Raw genomic sequence first — 20,804 nt, 5'->3', positions numbered from 1 at the left:
AGAGATTCGGGATTATATTTTGAACTGTTTTTGTGTAAGTATGAAAAATCTTTTTGCTATCTCGCTGTTTTGGAGTCCAAGTTTGTTAATCATTTTGGGATTAACCAGGTAATATCCTAAAACTGCTTTTATTTTATCACCTTTTTCCAGTTTGAAATTGTGTTTGAAAACTTTTTTTTCATTTGGGCCGGGCATACTGTTTTTGATAACCTCTTTTGCCAGCCATGGAGGGGTTGGTTTGCCGTTTGCACCGATTATTCTTGCAAATGTTTTTGTATCTTCATACACTTTTTTCCCGTTACGAAAGACTTCTACTTTTAGTTTTGCAACTCTTAAAGGATGCAGGAAAAGAGCATGGGAGCTTTTATTGTTGACAGATATATCAAAATCTTCGATATTTCTTAAAAACTCTATATCCACATACTTTTTGAGCATGCTTTGATGTGTATGTGCTCCGGGAAAACCGTGAAACGTATGTGTTCTGGTTTTTCTTAGTACTGAAACACTTCCTCCAATTTTGGGCATATGACAACTTATGCAGTTTGAACCGTCCATCTCATTTTTAATATTCGTAGAGCAGATATTTAAACCGTTTTTATTTTTTTTGTGTGAATGGCATCCTATACAGACGTTACCGTCTAGAAAATTTCTATTGCTGGTATCTATTTTGTGGAAAGGGGACTTTATATGGTCTTTTCTTGTTCCGAAATATTTTTTTTCATCTTTGGAGATGATATTTACGTTTGATTTCCACTCATGTTTTATTGATTCAATTCTGTGGCAATATGCACAGGAAATTCCTTCATTTTGGGTAGGATTTTTTTGGTCGGGAACTATCCCGTTTCCTGCAGATATAAGTTCTTTAATATTATTTGCTGCCGGAGTGTGGCATTTTGCACAGCTGTAAGAACTTTTTTTCTTTTTGGGATGTATATTCCAAATCGCCCCGTGAATTTCATCTTTGAAGATTGTGGAATTTGCGTGCTGAGATGTTGCAAACTCTTGATATATAAGCGGATGGCACTCTTTACACTCTTCATTTTTGGCAAACTGAGCGCCAAAAAGCGTCAATACTGAAAGTGCTGTGATAAACAGTTTTCTCATTACCCCTCCTTTTGAGTTGGGTAAATTTTATCAAAAAAAAGCTGAATCCAAAGTCTAAAAGTAGCCTCTCTCTTTTCTTTTTTTTTCAATCTCCTCTCTTCTTTTTACAGCATCATTTGAAGGAGTATCCGGATTTGAGAAGAGAGCTTTTCCATATAGTGTGCATCCTTTATCTCCCGGATTGCATGTTTTTTTGATAAGCTCGCAATAGTTTCCAATCATATGGGAACAAGTCCAGCCTCCACTCATGTCGCCCTCCCTTTACCTTTTTGATATAATACCAAAAAATCAAGGAGAGTTCTATGCGAATAATTCTCGCTTCAGTTGCCGCACTTCTGCTACTTGGAGGATGTACGCAGGAAGTTCAGAATAAACTTGGACGTGCAGTACAAAACTGGACCGGTACAAACGGTGTTCTTGATATATATGCAGGAGATAAATTGGTAAAAAGATTTATAAAAATTGACAAAATCTCTACTGCATACGGTACAAGTGACAACAGACCCAGACCTTATAGGTACGGTTACGGTTTTTTAGATGAAAACTTCAACTATAAAGTGGATGAAGGCGAGAAGAAAGTATATTTTGAGTTTAGTGATTATTCTACAAATTATATATTTTATGAGAGTCCGAGATAGAGAGTGTGAGTGTGAGTGTGGGTAAAACCATTCACGAATCACGAATCACGAATTAAGAATAGAGGAAAAAATGGATGTAATAGAGCTTTTTAAAAAACTTCTGAAATTTCACTCTGTAACGCCACATGATGCTGGGAGTCTTGATTTTATCAAAGATTATCTTCCGGACTTTGAAGCGATATGGGTTAACAAGTACGATGTTAAAAATCTTTTTCTTTACAAGAGATTTGGCGAAGGTGAGCATCTCTGTTTTGCAGGACATGTTGACGTTGTGCCTCCCGGAGACGGGTGGAATAGTGACCCCTTTGAGCCTGTAGAAAAAGATGGATACATATATGCAAGAGGTGCGCAGGATATGAAAAGCGGTGTTGCCGCATTTGTCCAGGCTGTAAAGGAGACAGGAAGCTTCAACGGAATTTTATCTCTGCTTCTTACAAGCGATGAAGAGGGTGATGCAAAATACGGAACGAAAATTGTACTTGAAGAGTTGAGAAAAATCGGGCTAATGCCTGATTTTGCGGTAGTGGCTGAGCCCACCTGTGAAAAACTCTTCGGTGATGCGGTAAAGATAGGTAGAAGAGGCTCTATAAACGGAGTTATAGAAAAAACAGGCAGACAGGGACATGCCGCGTATCCGGAAAAAGCTGTTAATCCTATACATAAAGTGGCCCAGGTGCTTCCTCATATGGCAGGAGCCGATCTTGACGAAGGGGATGAGTTTTTTGCTCCGAGTAAATTTGTCATAACCGATATAAGAGCCGGTATGGAAGTGACTAACGTGACGCCCGGAAAGTTGAAGATGATGTTCAATGTAAGAAACTCAACGAAAACTACCATAAAAGATGTGGAAGATTTTGTACACAGATATTTTAGCGGTATGAACTATACACTCAGAATTTCTCAAAGCGCAAAACCCTTTCTGACCGATCCCAATTCAAAAATAGTAAAAATCATCGATGAGTCGATAAAAGAGGTTACAGGAACGACTCCGAAACACTCAACCGCCGGAGGAACAAGCGATGCGAGATTTTTTGGGGAATTTGGTGTAAAAACGGTGGAATTTGGTGTAATAAACGATACTATTCATGCACCGAACGAAAGAACATCTGTTGATGAGGTGGAAAAACTTTACAGAGTTTTCAAAAAAGTGATAGAGAAATTTTAATTTAACGGATTTATTTGCTTGTGCCAAGAACCCTGTTTTTGTCACAAAGTACGAATTCAAGCAGATTTTTACAGTACTCAGACCAGCAGACCAAATGTTTTTCTTCTATGATTTCGGAGCTTTCGAACTGGAGGCGAAGATAGTCTTTCTCGTTTCGCCTCGAAAAGAGAATACCTGAATAGAAAAAGCCATAATCATTTAGAATTTCAACGGTTTTGTCTATATTTTTGCAATTATTCAGGTTTATATCCGCATATATCATATCGGGATGTTTTGCCAGAGATTTTTCGAACTCTCTTTTGAAAACAGTCTCGAAATCTTCAAAATCACCTTCGATGACAAGAGTGCAGATGTTGAAAGCTTTGTTGTACTCTCTTTGCAGTTTTTCGGCTTTTCTTCCCCTTTTTGCAGCCTCAAAAGGGACTCGGCATTTTTTATACACCTCTTTTATCATCTCTTCATATTGCTTTGGCAGAAATATTTTTCTTTTTCTTCTTTTTAGAACCTTGTAGCCTATCAGAGCCGCTCCTCTTTTTTCTCTGAAGGGGTATTTGTGTTCTTTGAGCATCACTTTATGGTGTACGTCGCCTAGCAGAAGTGCGCTTTCACAAAATCCGTGTGTAAGGTTTGCTTTCTGACTGTAGGGATGAAACATGACCGCTTCTCCGAAAAGTGCGCTTAAACCAAGCTCTCTTGCGCGTTTGAGAAGAAGCTTGAACATGGCGTTCATTATTCCCATACCTTTGAATTTCGGATCTACTACCGCTATACCTATTTCGGCTATGTTTGAGTTCGGTATTTTGACAAGAGCAAAATGTCCTACCACTTTGCCATCAATTTCCGCGATAATAGAAGATATCTGACCGCTTTTCTCTTTTTGAAGAATTTTTTCTGGATAGTAGAAGAGATTTTTGAAGTATGTATAGCCGTAGTTTTTGTAGATTAGAGCCGGAATATGGATTTCGTCACCCTCTTTGAAGAGCCTTATTGTAAGTCTTTCTCTTATCATCTCTTTTGCTGTTTTGTCGAAATCGTATCCTATATCGCTGTAAAAAGGAATATCTTCTTTGAGGCGAAGTTTTTTGGGACTATATTTTATAATGGAGAATTTCTTTCCTTTTTGTCCAAGATTGTAAAACCTGAAGCTGTCGGTATTTAAAAAAACTCTGTTTAATCCTCTGTTTTTCTCTTTCAAATCGATAGGAACAGATTTTAATATATTTGCATCAAAAGGCAATCCTTCGTCTCTTATATCGATTTTGATTCCGTTTTCAAACAGTTCAAAACCTATCTCTATCTCTCCCTCTTCTTCAGGCTCATATGCATGAACAACGGCATTTTCAAAAAGCTCTTTCAAGGCGGCTTCCAACTCTTTTTTCTCCTTTGTTGGAAAATCTATAATACGGCAAAGCTCTTCGTAAAGTTTTTTCAATACCCTCCAGTATTCGATATTGTTGGGAAGTTTCAGAAAAAGCCTATTTTTCATTCATAGCCTCCAGAGCCGATGCGGCAAGTATCTTCATACCTATAGGCAAAGCCTCTTCATCGATATCGAACCTGCTGTTGTGCTGGGGCACACAGGTTCCTTTTTTGGGATTGCAGGTTCCTAGCCTAAAAAAAGCGCCTGGCACTATCTGCAGGTATCTGGAAAAATCCTCTCCTCCCATAACTGGATCGAGCAGGTCTATGACATTTTCTTCGCCTATTATCTTTTTAGCCTCTTTTACGACAATGTCCACCATTTTGTCATCGTTTATCAGTTCCGGTTGGCCGAATTCATATTCGAATTTATATTTGGCACCCATCGACTGGCATATACCTTTTATGGATACTTCCATCATTTCGGGTATCTTTTTTCTTATTTTTTCGTTCAGAGTACGAACAGTGCCTCTCAACTTTACGTGATCGCAAATGATGTTTGGTGCGTTTCCTCCTTCTATAGTTCCCAGGGAAATGACAGCCGGGTGTATCGGGTCTATTCGTCTTGATACGATATGATTTAGCGAATTTACGGCCATTGCGGTTACCAGTATTGCATCCACTCCTTCGTGAGGCCTTGCTCCATGAGAGGATTTGCCGAAAATCTCTATAGTGAAAATATCTGCACTTGCCATCATCACACCATATTTATATCCTATCTGTCCGGTCATCATGTATGGATATACATGCAGTCCGAATATCGCTTTGACATTTTCCAGAGCCCCGTCTCTTATCATATCTATACTGCCCCCTTCATTTACCTCTTCTGCATGTTGAAAAATAAATCTTATGTTTGCCGGTAGTCTCTCTTTTACAGAGGCAAAAGCGATGGCAGTTCCTATACCGATGGCGGTATGAGCATCGTGTCCGCAGGCGTGCATTACACCCTTTACTTCCGAAGCGTATGGCTTGTTTGTATGTTCTTCTATAGGAAGTGCATCCATATCTGCTCTGATTGCCACAAAAGGCTTGTTTTCGTCCACAACAAGGTCTGCTATGATGCCGTTGTGGTCTTTGAACTCTTTTATCGTGTATCCTTCCATCTCAAGGATACCTTTTACAAGATATTTTGTGTGTTCTTCCTGGTTTGAGAGCTCAGGATGTCTGTGGATGTCACGTCTTATGTTTATGGCTTTCTCTTTCAGGGAGTCGATAGTTTTGAAAAGTTTGCGTTTGATATCCCGATTCATGTGAACCTCCCTGCAAAAAAGGTCTTTATACTTTGATAATATAATAATTTTCATTTTGATAAAATAAGTTCAAAAAAAAGGATTTTATATGGAAATGATATCTACAGACAAAGCGCCACAGGCAATAGGACCATATTCTCAGGCTGTACGAATCGGAGAGTTTATATATACATCAGGACAGATAGCCCTGACGCCGGAAGGAGAGATGGTTCAGGCCGATATCGAGAAGCAGACGAGACAGGTTTTGAACAATCTTTCAAATGTACTTGAAGCAGCGGGAACAACTCTGCAAAAAGTAGTTAAAACGACTATATTTCTGGCCGATATGGACGATTTTGCGAAAGTCAACGAAATCTATGCCGAATTTTTCAAAGAACACAAGCCTGCACGCAGTACAGTTGCGGTAAAAACACTTCCTAAAAATGCACTTGTGGAGATCGAGGCTATAGCGATCCTTTAGAGTAACTCTTTAATCTAAGCTTAAACATTTTTTGGATATTATTCGCAATCAAAATGTCCGAAGAAGGAAGAAGGATGTACGCAATTATAAAAAACGGCGGTAAGCAGTATAAGGTTCAGGAAGGTGATATTATCTGCTTTGACAAAATGAGTCTTGAGCCGAAAACAAAAGTAGAATTCAAAGAGGTTCTTGCCGTAAACGACGGAGAGCTTAAAATCGGTACACCGTTTGTTGAAGGCGCTGTAGTGGAAGGCGAAGTCATAAACGAGGGTAGAGGAAAAAAAGTTATAATCTTCAAAAAAAGAAGAAGAAAAGACAGTAAACTCAAGAGAGGTTTCAGAAGAGACTTCACAAGAGTAAGAATTACCAAGATAGCGTAAGGAGTAGATAATGGCTCACAAGAAAGGTCAGGGAAGTACCCAGAATAACAGAGACAGTGCCGGTAGACGACTGGGTGTGAAAAAATTCGGCGGCGAATTTGTCAGAGCCGGAAATATCATAATCAGACAAAGAGGTACAAAAATCCATCCCGGAAACAATGTAGGTATGGGAAAAGACCATACTATATATGCTCTTGTTGACGGATATGTAAAATTTGAAAGAAAAGATAAAAAAAGACAAAAAATCTCCGTCTATCCTGCATAATTTTCGGGCTTTGCCCGAAAAGACTCCGAATATTTGAAAATCTCCGCAAAATCTTTTTTATTAAATATGGTATTTAACCATTTTTCTATATAATAATTTCGTATTTGGATAATAGTGATTGATAAATTTTTAATTTCCCAAGGATATTTATGTTTGTTGACAGTGTAGAATTGACAGTAAGTTCAGGTAAAGGCGGAGCCGGCGCCGTCTCCTTTCGAAGAGAAAAATTCATTCCAAAAGGAGGACCCGACGGCGGTGACGGAGGGAAGGGAGGAGACGTATATTTTGTAGTGGATAAAAATACCCATACTCTTTCACACTTTAAAGGGAAAAAGGTACTCAAAGCTGAAAACGGAAAGCCTGGCGAAGGAAGAAAAAAGCATGGAAAAAACGGCAGGCCTCTTGTGTTGATAGTTCCTCCGGGAACGGAAGTCAGAGATGCCGAAACAGGTGAACTGCTTCTGGATCTGACCGAAGACGGTCAAAAGGTAAAATTTCTTGAAGGCGGCAAAGGAGGGCTTGGAAACTGGCACTTCAGGTCCGCATCAAACCAGAAGCCCACTTATGCACAACCGGGACTTCCCGGAAAGACTAGAAAGATAAGACTAGAACTCAAACTAATTGCTGATGTGGGTCTTGTAGGATTTCCTAATGCCGGAAAATCTACACTCATATCCGTGGTATCAAATGCCAGACCTGAAATTGCAAATTATGAGTTTACGACACTTACACCGAAACTGGGAGTTGTAAGTATAGATGAATACAAATCATTTGTTATGGCCGATATTCCGGGTATTATAGGCGGAGCCAGCGAAGGGAAAGGACTGGGACTGCGGTTTTTAAAGCATATAGAGAGGACTAAATCCCTTCTTTTTATGATAGATCTTGCAAGTTACAGAGAGCCTTTTAAGCAGTATGAAATTTTGAAAAAAGAGCTAAAAAAATTTTCTGAAAGACTTAGCAAGAGAGAGTTCGCAATAGCTTTGACAAAAGTAGATGCATTTGATGAGGCGGAAGCAAACGAAAAGATTGAGAAGTTTATAAAAGATATAGGACTTGAACCGGGAGGCGAAAACAGATACGGACTTGATGAAAGATACAGATATTTTATACAGGAGACAGAACATTTGGAAAAATCCAAACCCTATTTTGTGTTTCCTATATCCTCCGTATCGAATATAAATATAAGGCCATTGATGTTTGCACTTTATGACCTTGTAAAAATCGGAGAGAAAAGTTGAAAAGAATCGTTGTAAAAGTAGGAAGTGCAGTATTGACCGAAAACAACAGGCTTGCCAGGGAGCGTATGCAGAAACTTGTGGATTTCCTTTCTGAAGCGGCACAAAACTTCGAGATTATCCTTGTAAGTTCTGGAGCCGTAGCGGCAGGATATACGAGAGTGAAACTGGACAAAAAACTGATAGCAAACAGACAGGCCCTTGCGGCCATAGGTCAGCCTTTTTTAATGAAGAGTTATCAGAAGAAGTTTGAAAAACACGGTATTGTCTGTGCACAGGTTCTTTTGACTGCAGATGATTTTGACTCAAGAAAGAGGACTGCGTATGCAAGAAATGCCATTGAAGTGCTTTTGAAAAACAGGGTTATACCTATTATAAATGAAAACGACGTTACTGCGACGGAAGAGCTTGTTTTCGGAGATAATGATCAGCTCTCAGCGCATGTTGCATACTATTTTGATGCCCAAATGCTGGTAATCCTATCCGATATAGATGGATATTATGACAAAGATCCTAAAAAATATCCTGATGCAAAACTGCAAAAAGTTGTAAGCCATATAGATCCTAAAGAGCTTGAATGTGAATATACTCCCAATTACAGATTTGCTACAGGCGGTATAGTAACAAAACTGAAAGCTGCCGATTTTCTGTTGAAGCATGGACGCAAGGTTTTTCTTGCAAGTGGATTTGACCTGAGTGATGTGAAAAGTTTTCTGCTAAAAGGTGAACACAGGGGCGGAACGCTTTTTGAGTGTTAGTATTGGTGTGAGTGTGGGTGTGAGTGTGAGTGTGAGATAAAACCAGTCACGAATCACGAGTCACCAATTACGAGTCACGAACAAAAAAGGAGAACGATGCGTATTGTTTTTATGGGAACTCCTGATTACGCAACAAAAATTTTGAAAAAACTTTTTGAAATGCCGGATATGGATGTAGCGGCGGTTTTTACACAGCCGGACAAGCCTGTAGGGAGAAAAAAGATACTCACTCCCCCGGATGTGAAAAAATTTCTTTTGCAAGCTCATCCAGGTATGAAAATATATCAGCCACACTCCCTAAAAGGTGATAACAGCGAAGAGATATTAAAAGATATTTCACCTGATTTTATCGTAGTTGCAGCATATGGACAGATACTGCCCAAAAATATACTAGATATTGCTCCTTGTATAAATCTTCATGCTTCATTATTGCCCAAATACAGAGGAGCCAGCCCTATACAGCAGGCTCTTTTAAACAGTGATGAAATTACGGGAGTTACAGCTATGCTTATGGATGAAGGGCTCGATACGGGAGATATCCTGGCGTACAGATATGAGAAAATAGGAGAAGAGGACAATGCCCTGACTCTTTTTGAAAAGCTTTCTGAATGTGCTGCCGAGCTTACGCCTACAGTTTTGAGAAATTTTGATGAGATAAAACCACTATCTCAGAACGATGTTGATGCGTCGTATTGTAAAAAGATAAACAAAAGCGATGGACTTGTCTCTTTCGATTCAGCTTTGGATATATACAACAGATACAGAGCCTTTATATCCTGGCCCGGTATCTATACAAACAGCGGCCTCAAACTTAAAAAGATAAGACTTGTCGAAACCGAAAGTCAAAACAGACCCGGAGTAATTCTTGATATTTCGGACAATGAAGCAGTCATTGGGTGCAAAAAAGGAACCATTTCCGTTATAACGGTTCAGCCCCCTTCGAAAAAAGAGATGGATATAGCAAGTTTTATCAGAGGAAGGAGACTGAAAGTTGGAGATTGTCTGGTTTGACGAGATTGACTCTACGCAGAAATATCTTATTGAAAAAATAAAATCAAAGGAGCTTTCCGCGCCGATTGCTGTTGCGGCAAATTTTCAGACATCGGGAATCGGAAGCAGGGGAAATGAATGGAAAAGCGAAAAGGGGAATCTTTTTTTCTCTTTTGCATATGAAATTTCTTCACTTCCAGATGATCTTCCGATAGTGTCTGCTTCTATTTATTTTTCTTATATTCTAAAAGAGATTTTATCGGTGCGGGGTTCGGGTATATGGCTGAAATGGCCAAATGATTTTTATATAGAAAGCAGAAAGATTGGAGGTACGATTACAACCAAGGCTGCCGAGGCTCTGATATGCGGAATAGGCCTAAATACGGCACATGCGCCACATGGCTACGGCAAACTCGATATCCAAATCGAAAAAGAGGATATTTTGAAAAACTATTTTTCCGAATTGAAAAAATCTCATTCATGGAAGCAAATTTTTAGTAAATATAAGTTAGAATTTCACAGAAGCAAAAAGTTTCTTGTTCATGTTCAAGAGAAAAAAATTTCTCTTGAAAATGCAAGATTGTGCGAAGACGGTTCATTAGAGATCAACAGCCAAAGGATTTACTGTTTAAGATGAGTGAAATAATAACTATAGCCAATCAAAAAGGCGGTGTGGGAAAAACGACAACTGCTGTAAATCTTGCAGCTTCCTTGGCCCTTGAAAACAGAAAGGTTCTAATCATTGATGCGGACCCTCAGGCAAATGCTACGACCAGTCTGGGGTATAGCAGAAATGATTATGAGTACAATATCTATCACGTTATGATAGGTACGAAAAAACTTTCTGAAATTATTTTAAAAACAGGGGTGGATAATTTATATCTTGCACCTTCAAATATCGGCCTTGTAGGCGTGGAAAAAGAGTTTTATAACTCCAAGGCGAAACAGAGGGAGCTTGTTTTAAAAGAGAAACTCGATGAGATAAAAAACGATTTCGATTTTGTTATTATCGATTCTCCTCCGGCATTAGGACCTATGACTATCAACGCCTTGAGTGCGGCAAATTCTGTGATTATTCCCATACAGTGCGAATTTTTTGCCCTTGAAGGACTGGCTCAGCTTTTAAATACGATAAGACTTATAAGAAAAACAATAAATCCGAAACTCTCTATCAAAGGTTTTCTGCCTACCATGTATAGCAAGCAGAACAATCTTTCCAAACAGGTTTTTGCTGACCTGTCGCACCATTTCAGAAACAAACTTTTCAAAGATGAGGGAAACTCTTCGTTTATTGTAATTCCACGTAACGTAAAACTTGCCGAGTCGCCGAGTTTTGGCAAACCTGTAGTACTATACGACAGCAAATCCTCCGGAAGCATGGCTTATCAGAGTCTTGCAAAAGTTATATTGGGAAGATAGTATGAGCAGAAAGACATTGGGACGCGGACTCGGAGCAATTTTAAGCGAAGTGGCTGAAGCGTATGAAAAAGAGATACCAGACAGTGATGAAAACAGTGTCGTAGAGATCGATATAGATGCTATCAGGCCAAACCCTTTTCAGCCAAGGCGAGTATTTGATGAAAAATCTTTAAATGAGCTTGCCGAGTCTATCAAAAGGCACGGACTTCTACAGCCAGTAATCGTTATAGAAGATATAGATGGTTTTATGCTCATAGCAGGCGAAAGAAGAGTAAGGGCAAGTAGACTGGCAGGGCTTGATAAAATTAAAGCAATAGTGGCAAAGATTGAACCTTCTAAATACAGAGAACTTGCTCTTATCGAAAATATCCAAAGAGAAGACCTAAATCCGGTTGACCTTGCCCTCTCGTACAAAGAGCTTATCGACGAATACTCCATTACACATGAAGAGCTTTCCAATATCGTAAAAAAGAGCAGAACACACATTACAAATACTTTGCGTCTTCTTATGCTTTCTGATTATGCAAAAGAGGCTTTAAAAGCCGGTAAAATTACGCCGGGACATGCTAAAGTTTTGGTAGGGCTCGAAGAGGATAAACAGAAAATCATAGTTGATTCTATAACGGGACAGAAACTGAGTGTTCGTGATGTAGAAAAACTTGTAAATAAAACAAAGCCGAAAAAAGAGAAGCAAAAGTCCAAAAATAGAGAAGATTTAAATATGGAAGAGATTGAAAAAACGTTGAAAGATTCAAATCTTAACTTCAAAATTCATGGCAATAAACTGACTATAAAATTTGATAATAATGAAGAGATTCGTTACTTTTTGAAAAAATATTTAAGAAAAAGCTATTAGTTTAATAAAAAAATATAAATTCATATGATACAATCCCGAAAACTATTTAGAATGGCGTAAAGGAGTTTGGATGTTAGACATCAGTATATCGCTGGTTTTGCTGACAGCGATTTTGTTTTTCATACTGGTCGCTGTACTTAACAGCTGGCTTTATAAACCTTTGCTCGGGTTTATGGAAGAGAGAAGCGAAAGTATCAAAAGAGATCTGGAAAACGCTTCCAAAAATACCAGCGGTTCGGCAGAGTTAAAAAAAGAGGCTGAAGAGATACTGGCTCGCGCAAAAAGTGAAGCGATGGCTATCAAACAGAGTGCGCTTAATGAAGCCAAGGCTTTGGGGCAGAGTAAAGTAGATGCAAAAAAAGCGGAACTCATGAAAGAGTATGAAGATTTCAAAGCATCTTTAAAAGAGGAAGAAGAGAGTCTAAAAAGCGCTTTGATTTCGCAAATGCCGCTTTTCAGAGAAGCTCTTAAAGCCAAGTTTAGCAAATTATAGGAAGGAGCAGAGGTGAGAACAAAATTAGCGATACTTTTTTTGCTTTTGGGAACTGCCGCATTTGCAAGCGGAGGTGGCGAAGGAGGTACTGACATTTTACCAAGGGCCGTTAACTTCCTTATTTTTGCCGGGATTATTTACTATCTTCTAGCTGACCATGTGAAAAACTTCTTTCAAGGGCGAAAAGCTTCCATTGCTGCGGAACTTGAAAATGTTCAGGTAAAACTGAAAGAGGCAAAAGAGGAGAAAAAAAGGGCTGAAAAAGAGCTTGAGAATGCCAAAAAATTTGCTGAAGAGATAATCGAAACCGCAAAAAAAGAGAGTGTTATTCTTGCGGAAAAGATTAGAAATCAGTTTGAAAATGAGATTGCCAGTCTGGAAAAGATGCATAATGAGCAGTGTGAACTTGAAAAGAGAAAGATGATAAGAGGTGTAGTAAAAGAGGTTCTTGATGAACTTCTTGATGAGAAGAACCTTCCTATCAACGAAAAAGAGTTTGTCAATCTTATAGTAAAGAAGGTAGCGTAAAATGGAAGAGTTGATCGCAAAAAGATATGTAAAGGCCTTAACAGCGGTATCCACAAAAGAAGAGCTGACAAATTATGGCCAGCTTCTTACTGAACTATCGGAAGCGTTGGAGACTCCTGAAATAAAAGCCGTAATATTGTCGCCAGAGGTAAAAGATGAGCAAAAATGCAGACTTATCCTATCAGCGATCGAAACTGCTGATGAAAAGTTTAAAAATCTTATAAGACTTCTTGCCGAAAAAAAACGACTCAATCTTATTCCTGTTTTGGCAGAGGAACTTGAAAAGCAGCTCTCTTTCCTTGAAAACAGGTTTGAAGGTGTGGTTTATTCGGCGGTAGAACTTGAAGAAAAAGAGATAAAAGAGATAGAAAAAGCTCTTCAAAAAAGAGTTGGTGCCGAGATAAAACTGCATGAAGAAGTAGGAAAATTTGACGGAATAAAAGTCGAAGTTGAGAGTCTTGGACTAGAAATCAGCTTCTCGAAAAGCAGAATCAAAAACATGATGATTGAACATATTCTTAAAGCAATTTAGAAAGGAGAAACTGTGGCACACAAAATGCAAGCAGACGAAATCAGCTCTATCATAAAAGAGAGAATAGAGGATTTTGAACTTAAAATTGATATAAATGAAACCGGCAAGGTTATATCATTTGCAGACGGTATAGCGAAGGTATACGGTCTAAACAATGTAATGGCCGGTGAAATGCTTGAGTTTGAAAACGGCGAGAAAGGTATGGCTGCAAACCTTGAAGAGAGCAGTGTGGGTGTTGTTGTTCTTGGAAAGGGTGAAGGTATCAGAGAAGGCTCAAGTGTAAAAAGACTCGGAAAACTTTTAAGAACTCCTGTGGGTGACGGAATTATCGGAAGAGTTATAAATGCGATAGGCGAGCCTATTGATGGAAAAGGTCCGATCGAAGCGACAGAGTTTAGATTTGTAGAAGAGAAAGCTCCAGGAATTATGGCAAGAAAATCTGTACATGAGCCTCTTCAGACAGGTATTAAAGCGATAGATGCTCTTGTTCCTATCGGTAGAGGCCAGAGGGAGCTTATTATCGGTGACAGACAGACAGGTAAAACTACTGTTGCGATTGACACCATCATAAACCAAAAAGATGAAGATGTTGTTTGTATCTATGTTGCTGTTGGACAGAAGCAGTCTACTGTTGCTCAGGTAGTCAGAAAGCTTGAAGAGCATGGAGCTATGGACTATACTATAGTTGTAAATGCCGGTGCCAGTGAATCGGCTGCACTACAGTTTCTTGCACCGTATACAGGTGTTACAATAGGTGAATATTTCAGGGATAACGGAAGACATGCACTTATCATCTATGATGATTTAAGTAAGCATGCTGTTGCATACAGAGAGATGTCTTTGATTCTAAGAAGACCTCCGGGCAGGGAAGCTTATCCTGGTGATGTTTTCTATATTCACTCAAGACTTCTTGAAAGAGCGGCTAAACTTAGTGATGAACTTGGCGCGGGAAGTTTGACGGCACTTCCTATCATTGAAACTCAGGCAGGTGACGTTTCGGCGTATATTCCTACAAATGTTATCTCTATTACCGATGGTCAGATTTTCCTTGAGAGTGATCTTTTTAACTCAGGTATAAGACCTGCTATCAACGTTGGTATCTCGGTATCAAGGGTTGGTGGTGCGGCTCAGATAAAAGCAATGAAACAGGTGTCTGGAACTCTCAGACTGGATCTTGCTCAGTACAGAGAGCTGCAGGCGTTTGCACAGTTTGCAAGTGACCTTGACGAGGCGAGCAGAAAGCAGCTTGAACGTGGACAGAGAATGGTTGAAGTTTTGAAACAGCCACCTTATTCTCCTATACCTGTAGAAAAGCAGGTTGTTATTATTTATGCTGGAGCAAAAGGCTATCTTGACGATATTCCGGTTGATCAGGTTACAAAATTCGAAGCGGAGCTCTATCCGTTCCTTGAAGCAAAATATCCGGATGTTCTCAAAGGAATTAGAACCAAAAAAGTTTTGGATGACGAAATCGAAGATATGATCAAAAAAGCGTTAGAAGAGTTCAAGGCAAGTTTCTCTGCCGAATAAGGATATATAGATGGCAAATCTAAAAGAAATCAAGAGAAAGATTGCTAGTGTAAAGAATACTCAGAAAACTACAAGAGCAATGAAATTGGTCTCAACTGCAAAGTTGAGAAGAACGGAAGAGCTGGCTAAAAGGTCACGCGCTTTTGCAGATACTATAAATGAGGTTTTGTCTGAGATTACATACTCGATACAGAAGTATAAAATCGGAGGGATCGAAAGCAGATATTTTGAACAGATCGAAATACCTGCAAAAGTAGATATTATTTTTACGACCGCTGACAAAGGTCTTTGCGGCGGTTTCAACCATCAGACAATCAAAGCGGTCAAGAGTCTAATTGATGAATATAAATCAAAAAAAATCAAAATCAGACTCAGAGGAATCGGAAAAAAAGGAATCGAGTTTTTCAAGTTCCAGGGTGTGGAGATGTTTGACGAAGTAGTTGGATTAAGCTCTTCTCCAGACTATAAAAAGGCTAGTGAGTTTATAAGAACTTCCGTAGAGGATTTTCTTGAAGGCAAAACCGACAAAGTCATACTTGTCCACAACGGATATAAGTCGATGATTGCCCAAGAACTTAAGATAAACAATATTCTTCCTATCGATATCGGTTCAATAGAAGAGAGAGAACTTCCTTCTATGATGGAACTCGAGCCGGAAGAGGGTGAAGCGGTTCTTGAAGAGCTTGTAAAAAAATATGTGGAATACAATATGTATTACTCACTTATCGACTCTTTAGCTGCTGAACACAGTGCAAGAATGCAAGCAATGGATGCTGCGACTAAAAACGCAAAAGAGATGGTTGACCAATTGACAATCAAATACAATAAAGCAAGACAAGAGTCTATTACTACCGAGTTGATAGAAATTATCAGCGGTATGGAAGCAATGAAATAAGTTTGAATTTTTAAGGAGATATGAATGCAAGGAAAAATCATCCAGGTTATGGGACCGGTTGTTGATGTTGATTTTGAATCGTACTTGCCGGCTATCAATGAAGCAATCGATGTAAAATTCAATGTTGAAGGCGAAGAGAAAAGTCTTATCCTTGAAGTTGCCGCCCATTTGGGAGACAACAGAGTAAGAACAATCGCTATGGATATGACGGAAGGTTTGGTAAGAGGCCTTGAGGTAAAAGCACTCGGCAGTCCTATTAAAGTTCCTGTCGGTGAAGAGGTACTAGGAAGAATCTTCAATGTTGTAGGTGAAACAATTGACGAGGGCGAAGAACTGAAAGCCAAAACCTACTGGTCTATTCACAGAGATCCTCCGCCTTTTGAAGATCAAAGCACCAAAACAGAGATGTTTGAAACAGGTATTAAAGTTGTTGACCTTCTTGCTCCTTATGCAAAGGGTGGTAAAGTCGGTCTCTTCGGCGGTGCAGGTGTTGGTAAAACGGTTATTATTATGGAGCTTATCCACAACGTTGCTTTCAAGCACAGCGGTTACTCTGTTTTTGCCGGAGTCGGTGAAAGAACTAGGGAAGGAAACGACCTTTATCATGAGATGAAAGAGTCCAACGTTTTGGATAAAGTTGCACTCTGCTACGGACAGATGAACGAGCCTCCGGGTGCAAGAAACAGAATCGCGCTAACTGGTCTTACAATGGCTGAATATTTCAGAGATGAAATGGGACTTGATGTTCTTATGTTCATCGACAACATATTCAGGTTTGCTCAGGCGGGTGCGGAGATGTCTGCGCTTTTGGGAAGGATCCCTTCAGCGGTCGGTTATCAGCCTACACTTGCAAGTGAAATGGGTAAACTCCAAGAGAGAATTACATCAACTAAAAAGGGTTCGATTACTTCTGTTCAGGCTGTATATGTTCCTGCAGACGACTTGACAGACCCTGCTCCTGCGTCTGTTTTCGCTCACTTAGATGCAACAACGGTTCTAAACAGAAGAATTGCGGAAAAAGGTATATATCCTGCAGTTGATCCACTGGATAGTACATCAAGAATGCTTGATCCTCAGATTATCGGTGAAGAGCATTATAAAGTTGCCAGGGGAGTACAGCAGGTTCTTCAAAAATATAAAGATCTTCAGGATATTATTGCTATTCTTGGTATGGATGAGCTTTCCGAAGAGGACAAACTTACTGTTGAAAGAGCAAGAAAAATTGAGAGATTCCTTTCTCAGCCTTTCTTTGTTGCTGAAGTATTTACAGGAAGCCCTGGTAAATATGTTACTCTTGAAGATACTATTGCAGGATTTAAAGGACTACTTGAAGGTAAATATGACGATATTCCTGAAAATGCGTTTTATATGGTAGGAAGCATTGAAGAGGCTCTTGAAAAAGCCGAAAAATTGAAAGCAAAATCTTAATACAGAGCATCTGCTCTGTAATTTAAAGGATTTTAATGGAGACATTAAAATTAGAAATTGTAACTCCCCAGGGACTGATATTTGAAGGCGATGTTAAAAGTGTCGTTTTCCCGGGAAGCGAAGGGGAATTTGGAGTTTTGCCAAAGCACTCCTCTTTGCTGTCGCTATTAAAGCCTGGTGTAATTGAGTTTGAAAAAGCCGACGGCAACAAAGAGTCGATTGTTATCAACTGGGGACATGTCAAAGTTGACGAAAACAAGGCTGTTGTTCTTGTTGACGGAGCCGTTCCTCTTGCAGGCGAGAGCGAAAGTGAAATAGCAAAAGCTATCGCAGAAGCAAAAGAACTTATTGAAAAAGCCAGTGACAACAAAGCTGCGATTGCATCTGTAGAGGCCAAAATAGAAAAGGCTGCAAAGAGTATGCTGTGAGAGCGATTGAGCTACTACTTGACTACTTGAGCAGAAGCAGTGCTATTACTATAATAGTTCTTGCTCTGCTTTCTCTCTATTTTATAATAGTGAACTGGGTATTTTTCTATAGATATTTTTTTCTGTCAAAATGGCTCGGACGCGAGAAAGAGTCGTTGGAAGCACTCTATATGGGGTCAAAAACGCCTGCACACAATTCGATTATAAGAAGTTGTATGAAAAAAGCCGGAGGAATTTCTAAAGAGATGACCGAATTTTGCAAATTTGCATCTACCAAAGAAGCTACATCTGGCCTCACTTTTCTTTCTATAACGGCTTCTACGTCTCCTTTTATCGGACTTTTTGGTACCGTTGTATCTATACTCGAAACCTTTTCAATGCTCGGTTCGGTCAAAATGGCTTCAATAGGGGTAATAGCTCCGGCGATTGGTGAAGCTCTCGTTGCGACTGCTGCAGGTATTTTCGTAGCCATATTTGCATACAGCTATCATCTGACATTAAAGAGAAAAGGATTTGATGTACTCTCTTATATTCAGATGCAGTGTGACCTTCTTCTAACGAGAAAAGAGGGATAGATTGTGTATGACTGGGAAGAGAAGCCGGATCTGAACATAACTCCCCTTGTGGATGTTATGCTTGTACTGCTTGCGATTCTAATGGTAACTACCCCTGCAATGATTTATGAAGAGCTTATTGAACTTCCAAAAGGGTCAAAAACGAAGGTAGTACAGAAAATATCTACCATTGAGATAAGAGTGGACAAAAACAGAAGAATATATATAAAAAAGGAGAAGTACAAGTTTTCTGATTTTGCAGACAACTTCTTGCTTTATTCCCAAAAATTTGATAAAAACTCTCCTGTATATATTAGAGCGGACAAGTCTCTTTCTTATGGTGATGTTATGTTCATACTAAAAACCGTCAAAGAGGCAGGATTTTCAAAGGTATCCTTGATAACAGATGGATAAAAAAAAGATTTTTTTAATATCGGGTTTCCTATCTTTCGCTGTATATATTGCTACATTGACTATCATGGTTCTTTTTTTTATTAAAAAGGAAGAGAATCTTAAAAAATATTCTATGCAGAAAAAAAAGAGTATTGAGGTAACCCTGCTTACACCCGAGAAAAAAAAACAGCTTCCCAAAAAAGCGATTCCCGCTCCTCCTAAACCGAAGAAAAAAGCGGAGATAAAAAAAGAGAAGCCAAAACCTAAACCTAAAAAGAGAGGGTCCAGGTCTCCTAAAAGAGAGGTGGATATATCAAAACTATTTTCTACGGTGGATACAAAAAAAATCAAAAAAATAAAAAAAACTGAGCCACAGCGGAAAAAAAGCGAACCTCCCAGCCGCTTTAAAGGAAAGAGTGCCAAACCTGAAAAAAAAGCGGAAGAGTTGCTGAAGAGGCTTGAAATAAAAGATATTCAAAGAAGTGCAGCAGCTAAAAGTATACAGAGCGTAGAGGGAGAAAATGATCCTTATTATGCTAAAATATATGAAATTTTATATAAATACTGGTATCCTTCTGAAGAGAGTGCCGGAAACAAAGCTAAAGTTAAAATAATAATCGATGAATATGGCAATCTTGATTATGATGTACTTTTATACTCAAACAGTGAACAGTTCAACAAAGAGTTGAATGAATATCTCGAATTTATGAAAACGAAAAAGTTTCCCGTACCGAAAGAGGGAAGAAAAGAGATTGTAGTCTATTTTGAAGCCAAGGGGTGAATATGAAAAAAATAGTAATGTTGCTTTTTTTGTCTCTCTCTGTTATCGCAGCCGATATTACCATGGAGATTGTAAAAGAGGTTGAAAAAAAGCCTTCTATAAGTATTGAAGATGCTTCGGCTGAATTTTCAGATAGGCTAAACAGAAAATTTTTTAAACTTCTTGTAGGTGATTTGAAAGTAACTTCCCATTTCCATGTGAACGAAAATTATAACAGGGCAGACTTCGATTCCGGTTTTGATTTTGCAAAATATAAAGATTATGACCTTGTTCTTAGGTATCAGCTATATTATGATGATTTTGGATATATGCGAGTAAAAGTCAAACTTTTCAATCTAAAAAGTTCGGAATTGGCTTTTCAGAAAATTTTTAAAATCAAGAACAATAAAAGATACCCTTTTTTGGCGCACAAAATTGCTTGTGATACGAATGACTACACAGGTGCTCCGCCTGTTGACTGGATGAGAAGGTTTGTTATATTTTCAAAGTATACAGGTGCAAAACAGAGCGAAATAGTAGTTTCTGATTACTCTTTGACATACCAAAAAACGATTATAAAAGGCGGTCTCAACGTATTTCCCAAATGGGCTTCCAGGGAGCAGAAAGCTTTTTACTATACTGCCTATGAAAGCAAACCGACTCTGTACAGAGTTGATCTTTATACCGGTAAGAGAACAAAGATATTGACCAGTGAAGGTATGATAGTGTGTTCCGATGTGAGTCGTGATGGCAAAAAGCTTTTGATAACTATGGCACCGAAATTTCAGCCTGATATCTACGTTTATAACATTGGCAGCAGAAAACTGGAGAAGGTTACAAAATATCCCGGCATTGATGTAAACGGCAATTTTATAGAGAATGACAGAAGAGTAGTTTTCGTCTCAGACAGACTCGGATATCCAAACATTTTCGCAAAAGGTATAAATACACCTGGTGTGGAAAGGCTGGTTTATCATGGAAGAAACAACAGTTCATGTTCGGCATTTGGACACTATGTGGTATACAGCAGTAGAGAGAGTGACAATGAGTTTGGCTCAAATACATTCAATCTGTATCTTATTTCTACAAAGAGCGAATTTATAAGACGCCTTACTGCTACCGGTATAAATCAGTTTCCTAAGTTTTCAAGTGACGGTGAATCAATTTTGTTTATAAAACATTTCAAAAATCAAAGTGCCCTTGGAATAATAAGACTTAAATACAACAAAAGTTATTATTTTCCATTATGTGTAGGAAAAATACAATCAATTGACTGGTAATCTTTGATATGGCGGCTCAATAGAGGAGTCCTTAAGAAAAT

At 38.8% G+C, this 20,804-nt stretch carries 26 protein-coding genes; 22 read left to right on the top strand and 4 right to left on the bottom strand.

The window, feature by feature from the left end:
* Window positions 1-12 precede the first annotated feature (12 nt).
* Together EPR_RS06585 and EPR_RS06580 are read right to left on the bottom strand one after the other, a co-directional pair.
* Window positions 13-1,104, bottom strand: a complete 1,092-nt coding sequence (locus EPR_RS06585; RefSeq protein WP_200762454.1) for a multiheme c-type cytochrome — start codon at window positions 1,102-1,104, stop codon at window positions 13-15.
* A 54-nt stretch (window positions 1,105-1,158) separates the two neighbouring features.
* Window positions 1,159-1,353, bottom strand: a complete 195-nt coding sequence (locus tag EPR_RS06580; RefSeq protein ID WP_200762453.1) for a hypothetical protein — start codon at window positions 1,351-1,353, stop codon at window positions 1,159-1,161.
* 53 nt (window positions 1,354-1,406) lie between these two features.
* Here EPR_RS06580 and EPR_RS06575 point away from each other — a divergent pair, with 53 nt between their 5' ends.
* On the top strand, window positions 1,407-1,742 hold the full coding sequence (locus tag EPR_RS06575) for a hypothetical protein (RefSeq protein ID WP_200762452.1): 336 nt from the start codon (window positions 1,407-1,409) through the stop codon (window positions 1,740-1,742).
* A 70-nt stretch (window positions 1,743-1,812) separates the two neighbouring features.
* A complete protein-coding gene (gene dapE, locus EPR_RS06570; RefSeq protein ID WP_200762451.1) occupies window positions 1,813-2,907 on the top strand; it encodes a succinyl-diaminopimelate desuccinylase in 1,095 nt (364 codons plus the stop codon).
* Between the two features lie 10 nt (window positions 2,908-2,917).
* Here dapE and EPR_RS06565 read toward each other — a convergent pair whose 3' ends face one another.
* Window positions 2,918-4,393 carry a GNAT family N-acetyltransferase gene (locus tag EPR_RS06565; RefSeq protein WP_200762450.1) on the bottom strand — a complete coding sequence of 492 codons (1,476 nt, stop codon included), beginning with the start codon at window positions 4,391-4,393 and terminating at the stop codon, window positions 2,918-2,920.
* Complete coding sequence (locus tag EPR_RS06560; RefSeq protein WP_200762449.1) at window positions 4,383-5,576, bottom strand: M20 family metallopeptidase; 1,194 nt, start codon at window positions 5,574-5,576, stop codon at window positions 4,383-4,385. Before EPR_RS06560 ends, EPR_RS06565 begins: the two co-directional genes overlap by 11 nt.
* A gap of 88 nt (window positions 5,577-5,664) precedes the next feature.
* Between EPR_RS06560 and EPR_RS06555 the strand changes: the two genes are divergently transcribed.
* The 20 genes from EPR_RS06555 (at window position 5,665) to tolB (ending at window position 20,763) form a co-directional block, all read left to right on the top strand.
* Complete coding sequence (locus tag EPR_RS06555; protein WP_200762448.1) at window positions 5,665-6,036, top strand: RidA family protein; 372 nt, start codon at window positions 5,665-5,667, stop codon at window positions 6,034-6,036.
* A 74-nt stretch (window positions 6,037-6,110) separates the two neighbouring features.
* On the top strand, window positions 6,111-6,416 hold the full coding sequence (rplU, locus tag EPR_RS06550) for a 50S ribosomal protein L21 (RefSeq protein ID WP_200762447.1): 306 nt from the start codon (window positions 6,111-6,113) through the stop codon (window positions 6,414-6,416).
* A 10-nt stretch (window positions 6,417-6,426) separates the two neighbouring features.
* Entirely contained in the window at window positions 6,427-6,681 is a 255-nt protein-coding gene (rpmA, locus tag EPR_RS06545) for a 50S ribosomal protein L27 (protein WP_200762446.1), read from the top strand.
* 149 nt (window positions 6,682-6,830) lie between these two features.
* Window positions 6,831-7,922: a GTPase ObgE gene (gene obgE / locus EPR_RS06540; RefSeq protein ID WP_200762445.1), complete on the top strand. Its 1,092-nt coding sequence runs from the start codon at window positions 6,831-6,833 to the stop codon at window positions 7,920-7,922.
* Window positions 7,919-8,677, top strand: coding sequence for a glutamate 5-kinase (gene proB / locus EPR_RS06535; RefSeq protein ID WP_200762444.1), 759 nt, complete (start codon window positions 7,919-7,921; stop codon window positions 8,675-8,677). The genes obgE and proB overlap by 4 nt, the downstream gene beginning before the upstream one ends.
* A gap of 96 nt (window positions 8,678-8,773) precedes the next feature.
* Complete coding sequence (fmt, locus tag EPR_RS06530; RefSeq protein ID WP_200762443.1) at window positions 8,774-9,688, top strand: methionyl-tRNA formyltransferase; 915 nt, start codon at window positions 8,774-8,776, stop codon at window positions 9,686-9,688.
* Window positions 9,669-10,304 (top strand): biotin--[acetyl-CoA-carboxylase] ligase, encoded by a 636-nt coding sequence (locus tag EPR_RS06525; protein ID WP_200762442.1) that lies wholly within the window; start codon window positions 9,669-9,671, stop codon window positions 10,302-10,304. Before fmt ends, EPR_RS06525 begins: the two co-directional genes overlap by 20 nt.
* Window positions 10,301-11,086: a ParA family protein gene (locus EPR_RS06520; protein ID WP_200762441.1), complete on the top strand. Its 786-nt coding sequence runs from the start codon at window positions 10,301-10,303 to the stop codon at window positions 11,084-11,086. The genes EPR_RS06525 and EPR_RS06520 overlap by 4 nt, the downstream gene beginning before the upstream one ends.
* A gap of 1 nt (window position 11,087) precedes the next feature.
* Window positions 11,088-11,942 carry a ParB/RepB/Spo0J family partition protein gene (locus tag EPR_RS06515; RefSeq protein WP_200762440.1) on the top strand — a complete coding sequence of 285 codons (855 nt, stop codon included), beginning with the start codon at window positions 11,088-11,090 and terminating at the stop codon, window positions 11,940-11,942.
* Window positions 11,943-12,012: 70 nt separating this feature from the next.
* Window positions 12,013-12,435: a FoF1 ATP synthase subunit B' gene (locus tag EPR_RS06510; RefSeq protein WP_200762439.1), complete on the top strand. Its 423-nt coding sequence runs from the start codon at window positions 12,013-12,015 to the stop codon at window positions 12,433-12,435.
* Window positions 12,436-12,447: 12 nt separating this feature from the next.
* On the top strand, window positions 12,448-12,963 hold the full coding sequence (locus EPR_RS06505; RefSeq protein WP_200762438.1) for a F0F1 ATP synthase subunit B: 516 nt from the start codon (window positions 12,448-12,450) through the stop codon (window positions 12,961-12,963).
* Window position 12,964: 1 nt separating this feature from the next.
* A complete protein-coding gene (locus tag EPR_RS06500) occupies window positions 12,965-13,495 on the top strand; it encodes a F0F1 ATP synthase subunit delta (protein ID WP_200762437.1) in 531 nt (176 codons plus the stop codon).
* 24 nt (window positions 13,496-13,519) lie between these two features.
* Window positions 13,520-15,025, top strand: coding sequence for a F0F1 ATP synthase subunit alpha (gene atpA / locus EPR_RS06495; RefSeq protein WP_200764192.1), 1,506 nt, complete (start codon window positions 13,520-13,522; stop codon window positions 15,023-15,025).
* 10 nt (window positions 15,026-15,035) lie between these two features.
* The gene (atpG, locus tag EPR_RS06490) at window positions 15,036-15,920 is read left to right on the top strand and encodes an ATP synthase F1 subunit gamma (protein ID WP_200762436.1); all 885 of its coding nucleotides are present in this window, start codon (window positions 15,036-15,038) and stop codon (window positions 15,918-15,920) included.
* Window positions 15,921-15,944: 24 nt separating this feature from the next.
* Window positions 15,945-17,348, top strand: coding sequence for a F0F1 ATP synthase subunit beta (gene atpD, locus EPR_RS06485; RefSeq protein ID WP_200762435.1), 1,404 nt, complete (start codon window positions 15,945-15,947; stop codon window positions 17,346-17,348).
* A gap of 35 nt (window positions 17,349-17,383) precedes the next feature.
* Window positions 17,384-17,776, top strand: a complete 393-nt coding sequence (gene atpC / locus EPR_RS06480; protein ID WP_200762434.1) for an ATP synthase F1 subunit epsilon — start codon at window positions 17,384-17,386, stop codon at window positions 17,774-17,776.
* Entirely contained in the window at window positions 17,773-18,351 is a 579-nt protein-coding gene (locus EPR_RS06475) for a MotA/TolQ/ExbB proton channel family protein (protein WP_234697099.1), read from the top strand. The genes atpC and EPR_RS06475 overlap by 4 nt, the downstream gene beginning before the upstream one ends.
* Before the next feature lie 3 nt (window positions 18,352-18,354).
* Window positions 18,355-18,744 carry an ExbD/TolR family protein gene (locus EPR_RS06470; protein WP_200762433.1) on the top strand — a complete coding sequence of 130 codons (390 nt, stop codon included), beginning with the start codon at window positions 18,355-18,357 and terminating at the stop codon, window positions 18,742-18,744.
* Window positions 18,737-19,504 carry a TonB C-terminal domain-containing protein gene (locus tag EPR_RS06465; protein WP_200762432.1) on the top strand — a complete coding sequence of 256 codons (768 nt, stop codon included), beginning with the start codon at window positions 18,737-18,739 and terminating at the stop codon, window positions 19,502-19,504. Before EPR_RS06470 ends, EPR_RS06465 begins: the two co-directional genes overlap by 8 nt.
* Before the next feature lie 2 nt (window positions 19,505-19,506).
* Window positions 19,507-20,763, top strand: a complete 1,257-nt coding sequence (tolB, locus tag EPR_RS06460) for a Tol-Pal system protein TolB (protein ID WP_200762431.1) — start codon at window positions 19,507-19,509, stop codon at window positions 20,761-20,763.
* Window positions 20,764-20,804 lie beyond the last annotated feature (41 nt).

This window comes from Nitrosophilus alvini, from assembly GCF_015100395.1.
Taxonomy (GTDB): Bacteria; Campylobacterota; Campylobacteria; order Campylobacterales; family Nitratiruptoraceae; genus Nitrosophilus; species Nitrosophilus alvini.
This window is presented reverse-complemented; position numbering and strand designations above follow the sequence as displayed.

What these genes read in the sequence shown, in the direction of transcription:
- EPR_RS06585 (WP_200762454.1), bottom strand. Translation starts at nt 1,104, where the DNA reads ATGAGAAAACTGTTTATCACAGCACTTTCAGTATTGACGCTTTTTGGC.
- EPR_RS06580 (WP_200762453.1), bottom strand. Translation starts at nt 1,353, where the DNA reads ATGAGTGGAGGCTGGACTTGTTCCCATATGATTGGAAACTATTGCGAG.
- EPR_RS06575 (WP_200762452.1), top strand. Translation starts at nt 1,407, where the DNA reads ATGCGAATAATTCTCGCTTCAGTTGCCGCACTTCTGCTACTTGGAGGA.
- dapE (WP_200762451.1), top strand. Translation starts at nt 1,813, where the DNA reads ATGGATGTAATAGAGCTTTTTAAAAAACTTCTGAAATTTCACTCTGTA.
- EPR_RS06565 (WP_200762450.1), bottom strand. Translation starts at nt 4,393, where the DNA reads ATGAAAAATAGGCTTTTTCTGAAACTTCCCAACAATATCGAATACTGG.
- EPR_RS06560 (WP_200762449.1), bottom strand. Translation starts at nt 5,576, where the DNA reads ATGAATCGGGATATCAAACGCAAACTTTTCAAAACTATCGACTCCCTG.
- EPR_RS06555 (WP_200762448.1), top strand. Translation starts at nt 5,665, where the DNA reads ATGGAAATGATATCTACAGACAAAGCGCCACAGGCAATAGGACCATAT.
- rplU (WP_200762447.1), top strand. Translation starts at nt 6,111, where the DNA reads ATGTACGCAATTATAAAAAACGGCGGTAAGCAGTATAAGGTTCAGGAA.
- rpmA (WP_200762446.1), top strand. Translation starts at nt 6,427, where the DNA reads ATGGCTCACAAGAAAGGTCAGGGAAGTACCCAGAATAACAGAGACAGT.
- obgE (WP_200762445.1), top strand. Translation starts at nt 6,831, where the DNA reads ATGTTTGTTGACAGTGTAGAATTGACAGTAAGTTCAGGTAAAGGCGGA.
- fmt (WP_200762443.1), top strand. Translation starts at nt 8,774, where the DNA reads ATGCGTATTGTTTTTATGGGAACTCCTGATTACGCAACAAAAATTTTG.
- EPR_RS06520 (WP_200762441.1), top strand. Translation starts at nt 10,301, where the DNA reads ATGAGTGAAATAATAACTATAGCCAATCAAAAAGGCGGTGTGGGAAAA.
- EPR_RS06515 (WP_200762440.1), top strand. Translation starts at nt 11,088, where the DNA reads ATGAGCAGAAAGACATTGGGACGCGGACTCGGAGCAATTTTAAGCGAA.
- EPR_RS06510 (WP_200762439.1), top strand. Translation starts at nt 12,013, where the DNA reads ATGTTAGACATCAGTATATCGCTGGTTTTGCTGACAGCGATTTTGTTT.
- EPR_RS06500 (WP_200762437.1), top strand. Translation starts at nt 12,965, where the DNA reads ATGGAAGAGTTGATCGCAAAAAGATATGTAAAGGCCTTAACAGCGGTA.
- atpA (WP_200764192.1), top strand. Translation starts at nt 13,520, where the DNA reads ATGCAAGCAGACGAAATCAGCTCTATCATAAAAGAGAGAATAGAGGAT.
- atpG (WP_200762436.1), top strand. Translation starts at nt 15,036, where the DNA reads ATGGCAAATCTAAAAGAAATCAAGAGAAAGATTGCTAGTGTAAAGAAT.
- atpD (WP_200762435.1), top strand. Translation starts at nt 15,945, where the DNA reads ATGCAAGGAAAAATCATCCAGGTTATGGGACCGGTTGTTGATGTTGAT.
- atpC (WP_200762434.1), top strand. Translation starts at nt 17,384, where the DNA reads ATGGAGACATTAAAATTAGAAATTGTAACTCCCCAGGGACTGATATTT.
- EPR_RS06465 (WP_200762432.1), top strand. Translation starts at nt 18,737, where the DNA reads ATGGATAAAAAAAAGATTTTTTTAATATCGGGTTTCCTATCTTTCGCT.
- tolB (WP_200762431.1), top strand. Translation starts at nt 19,507, where the DNA reads ATGAAAAAAATAGTAATGTTGCTTTTTTTGTCTCTCTCTGTTATCGCA.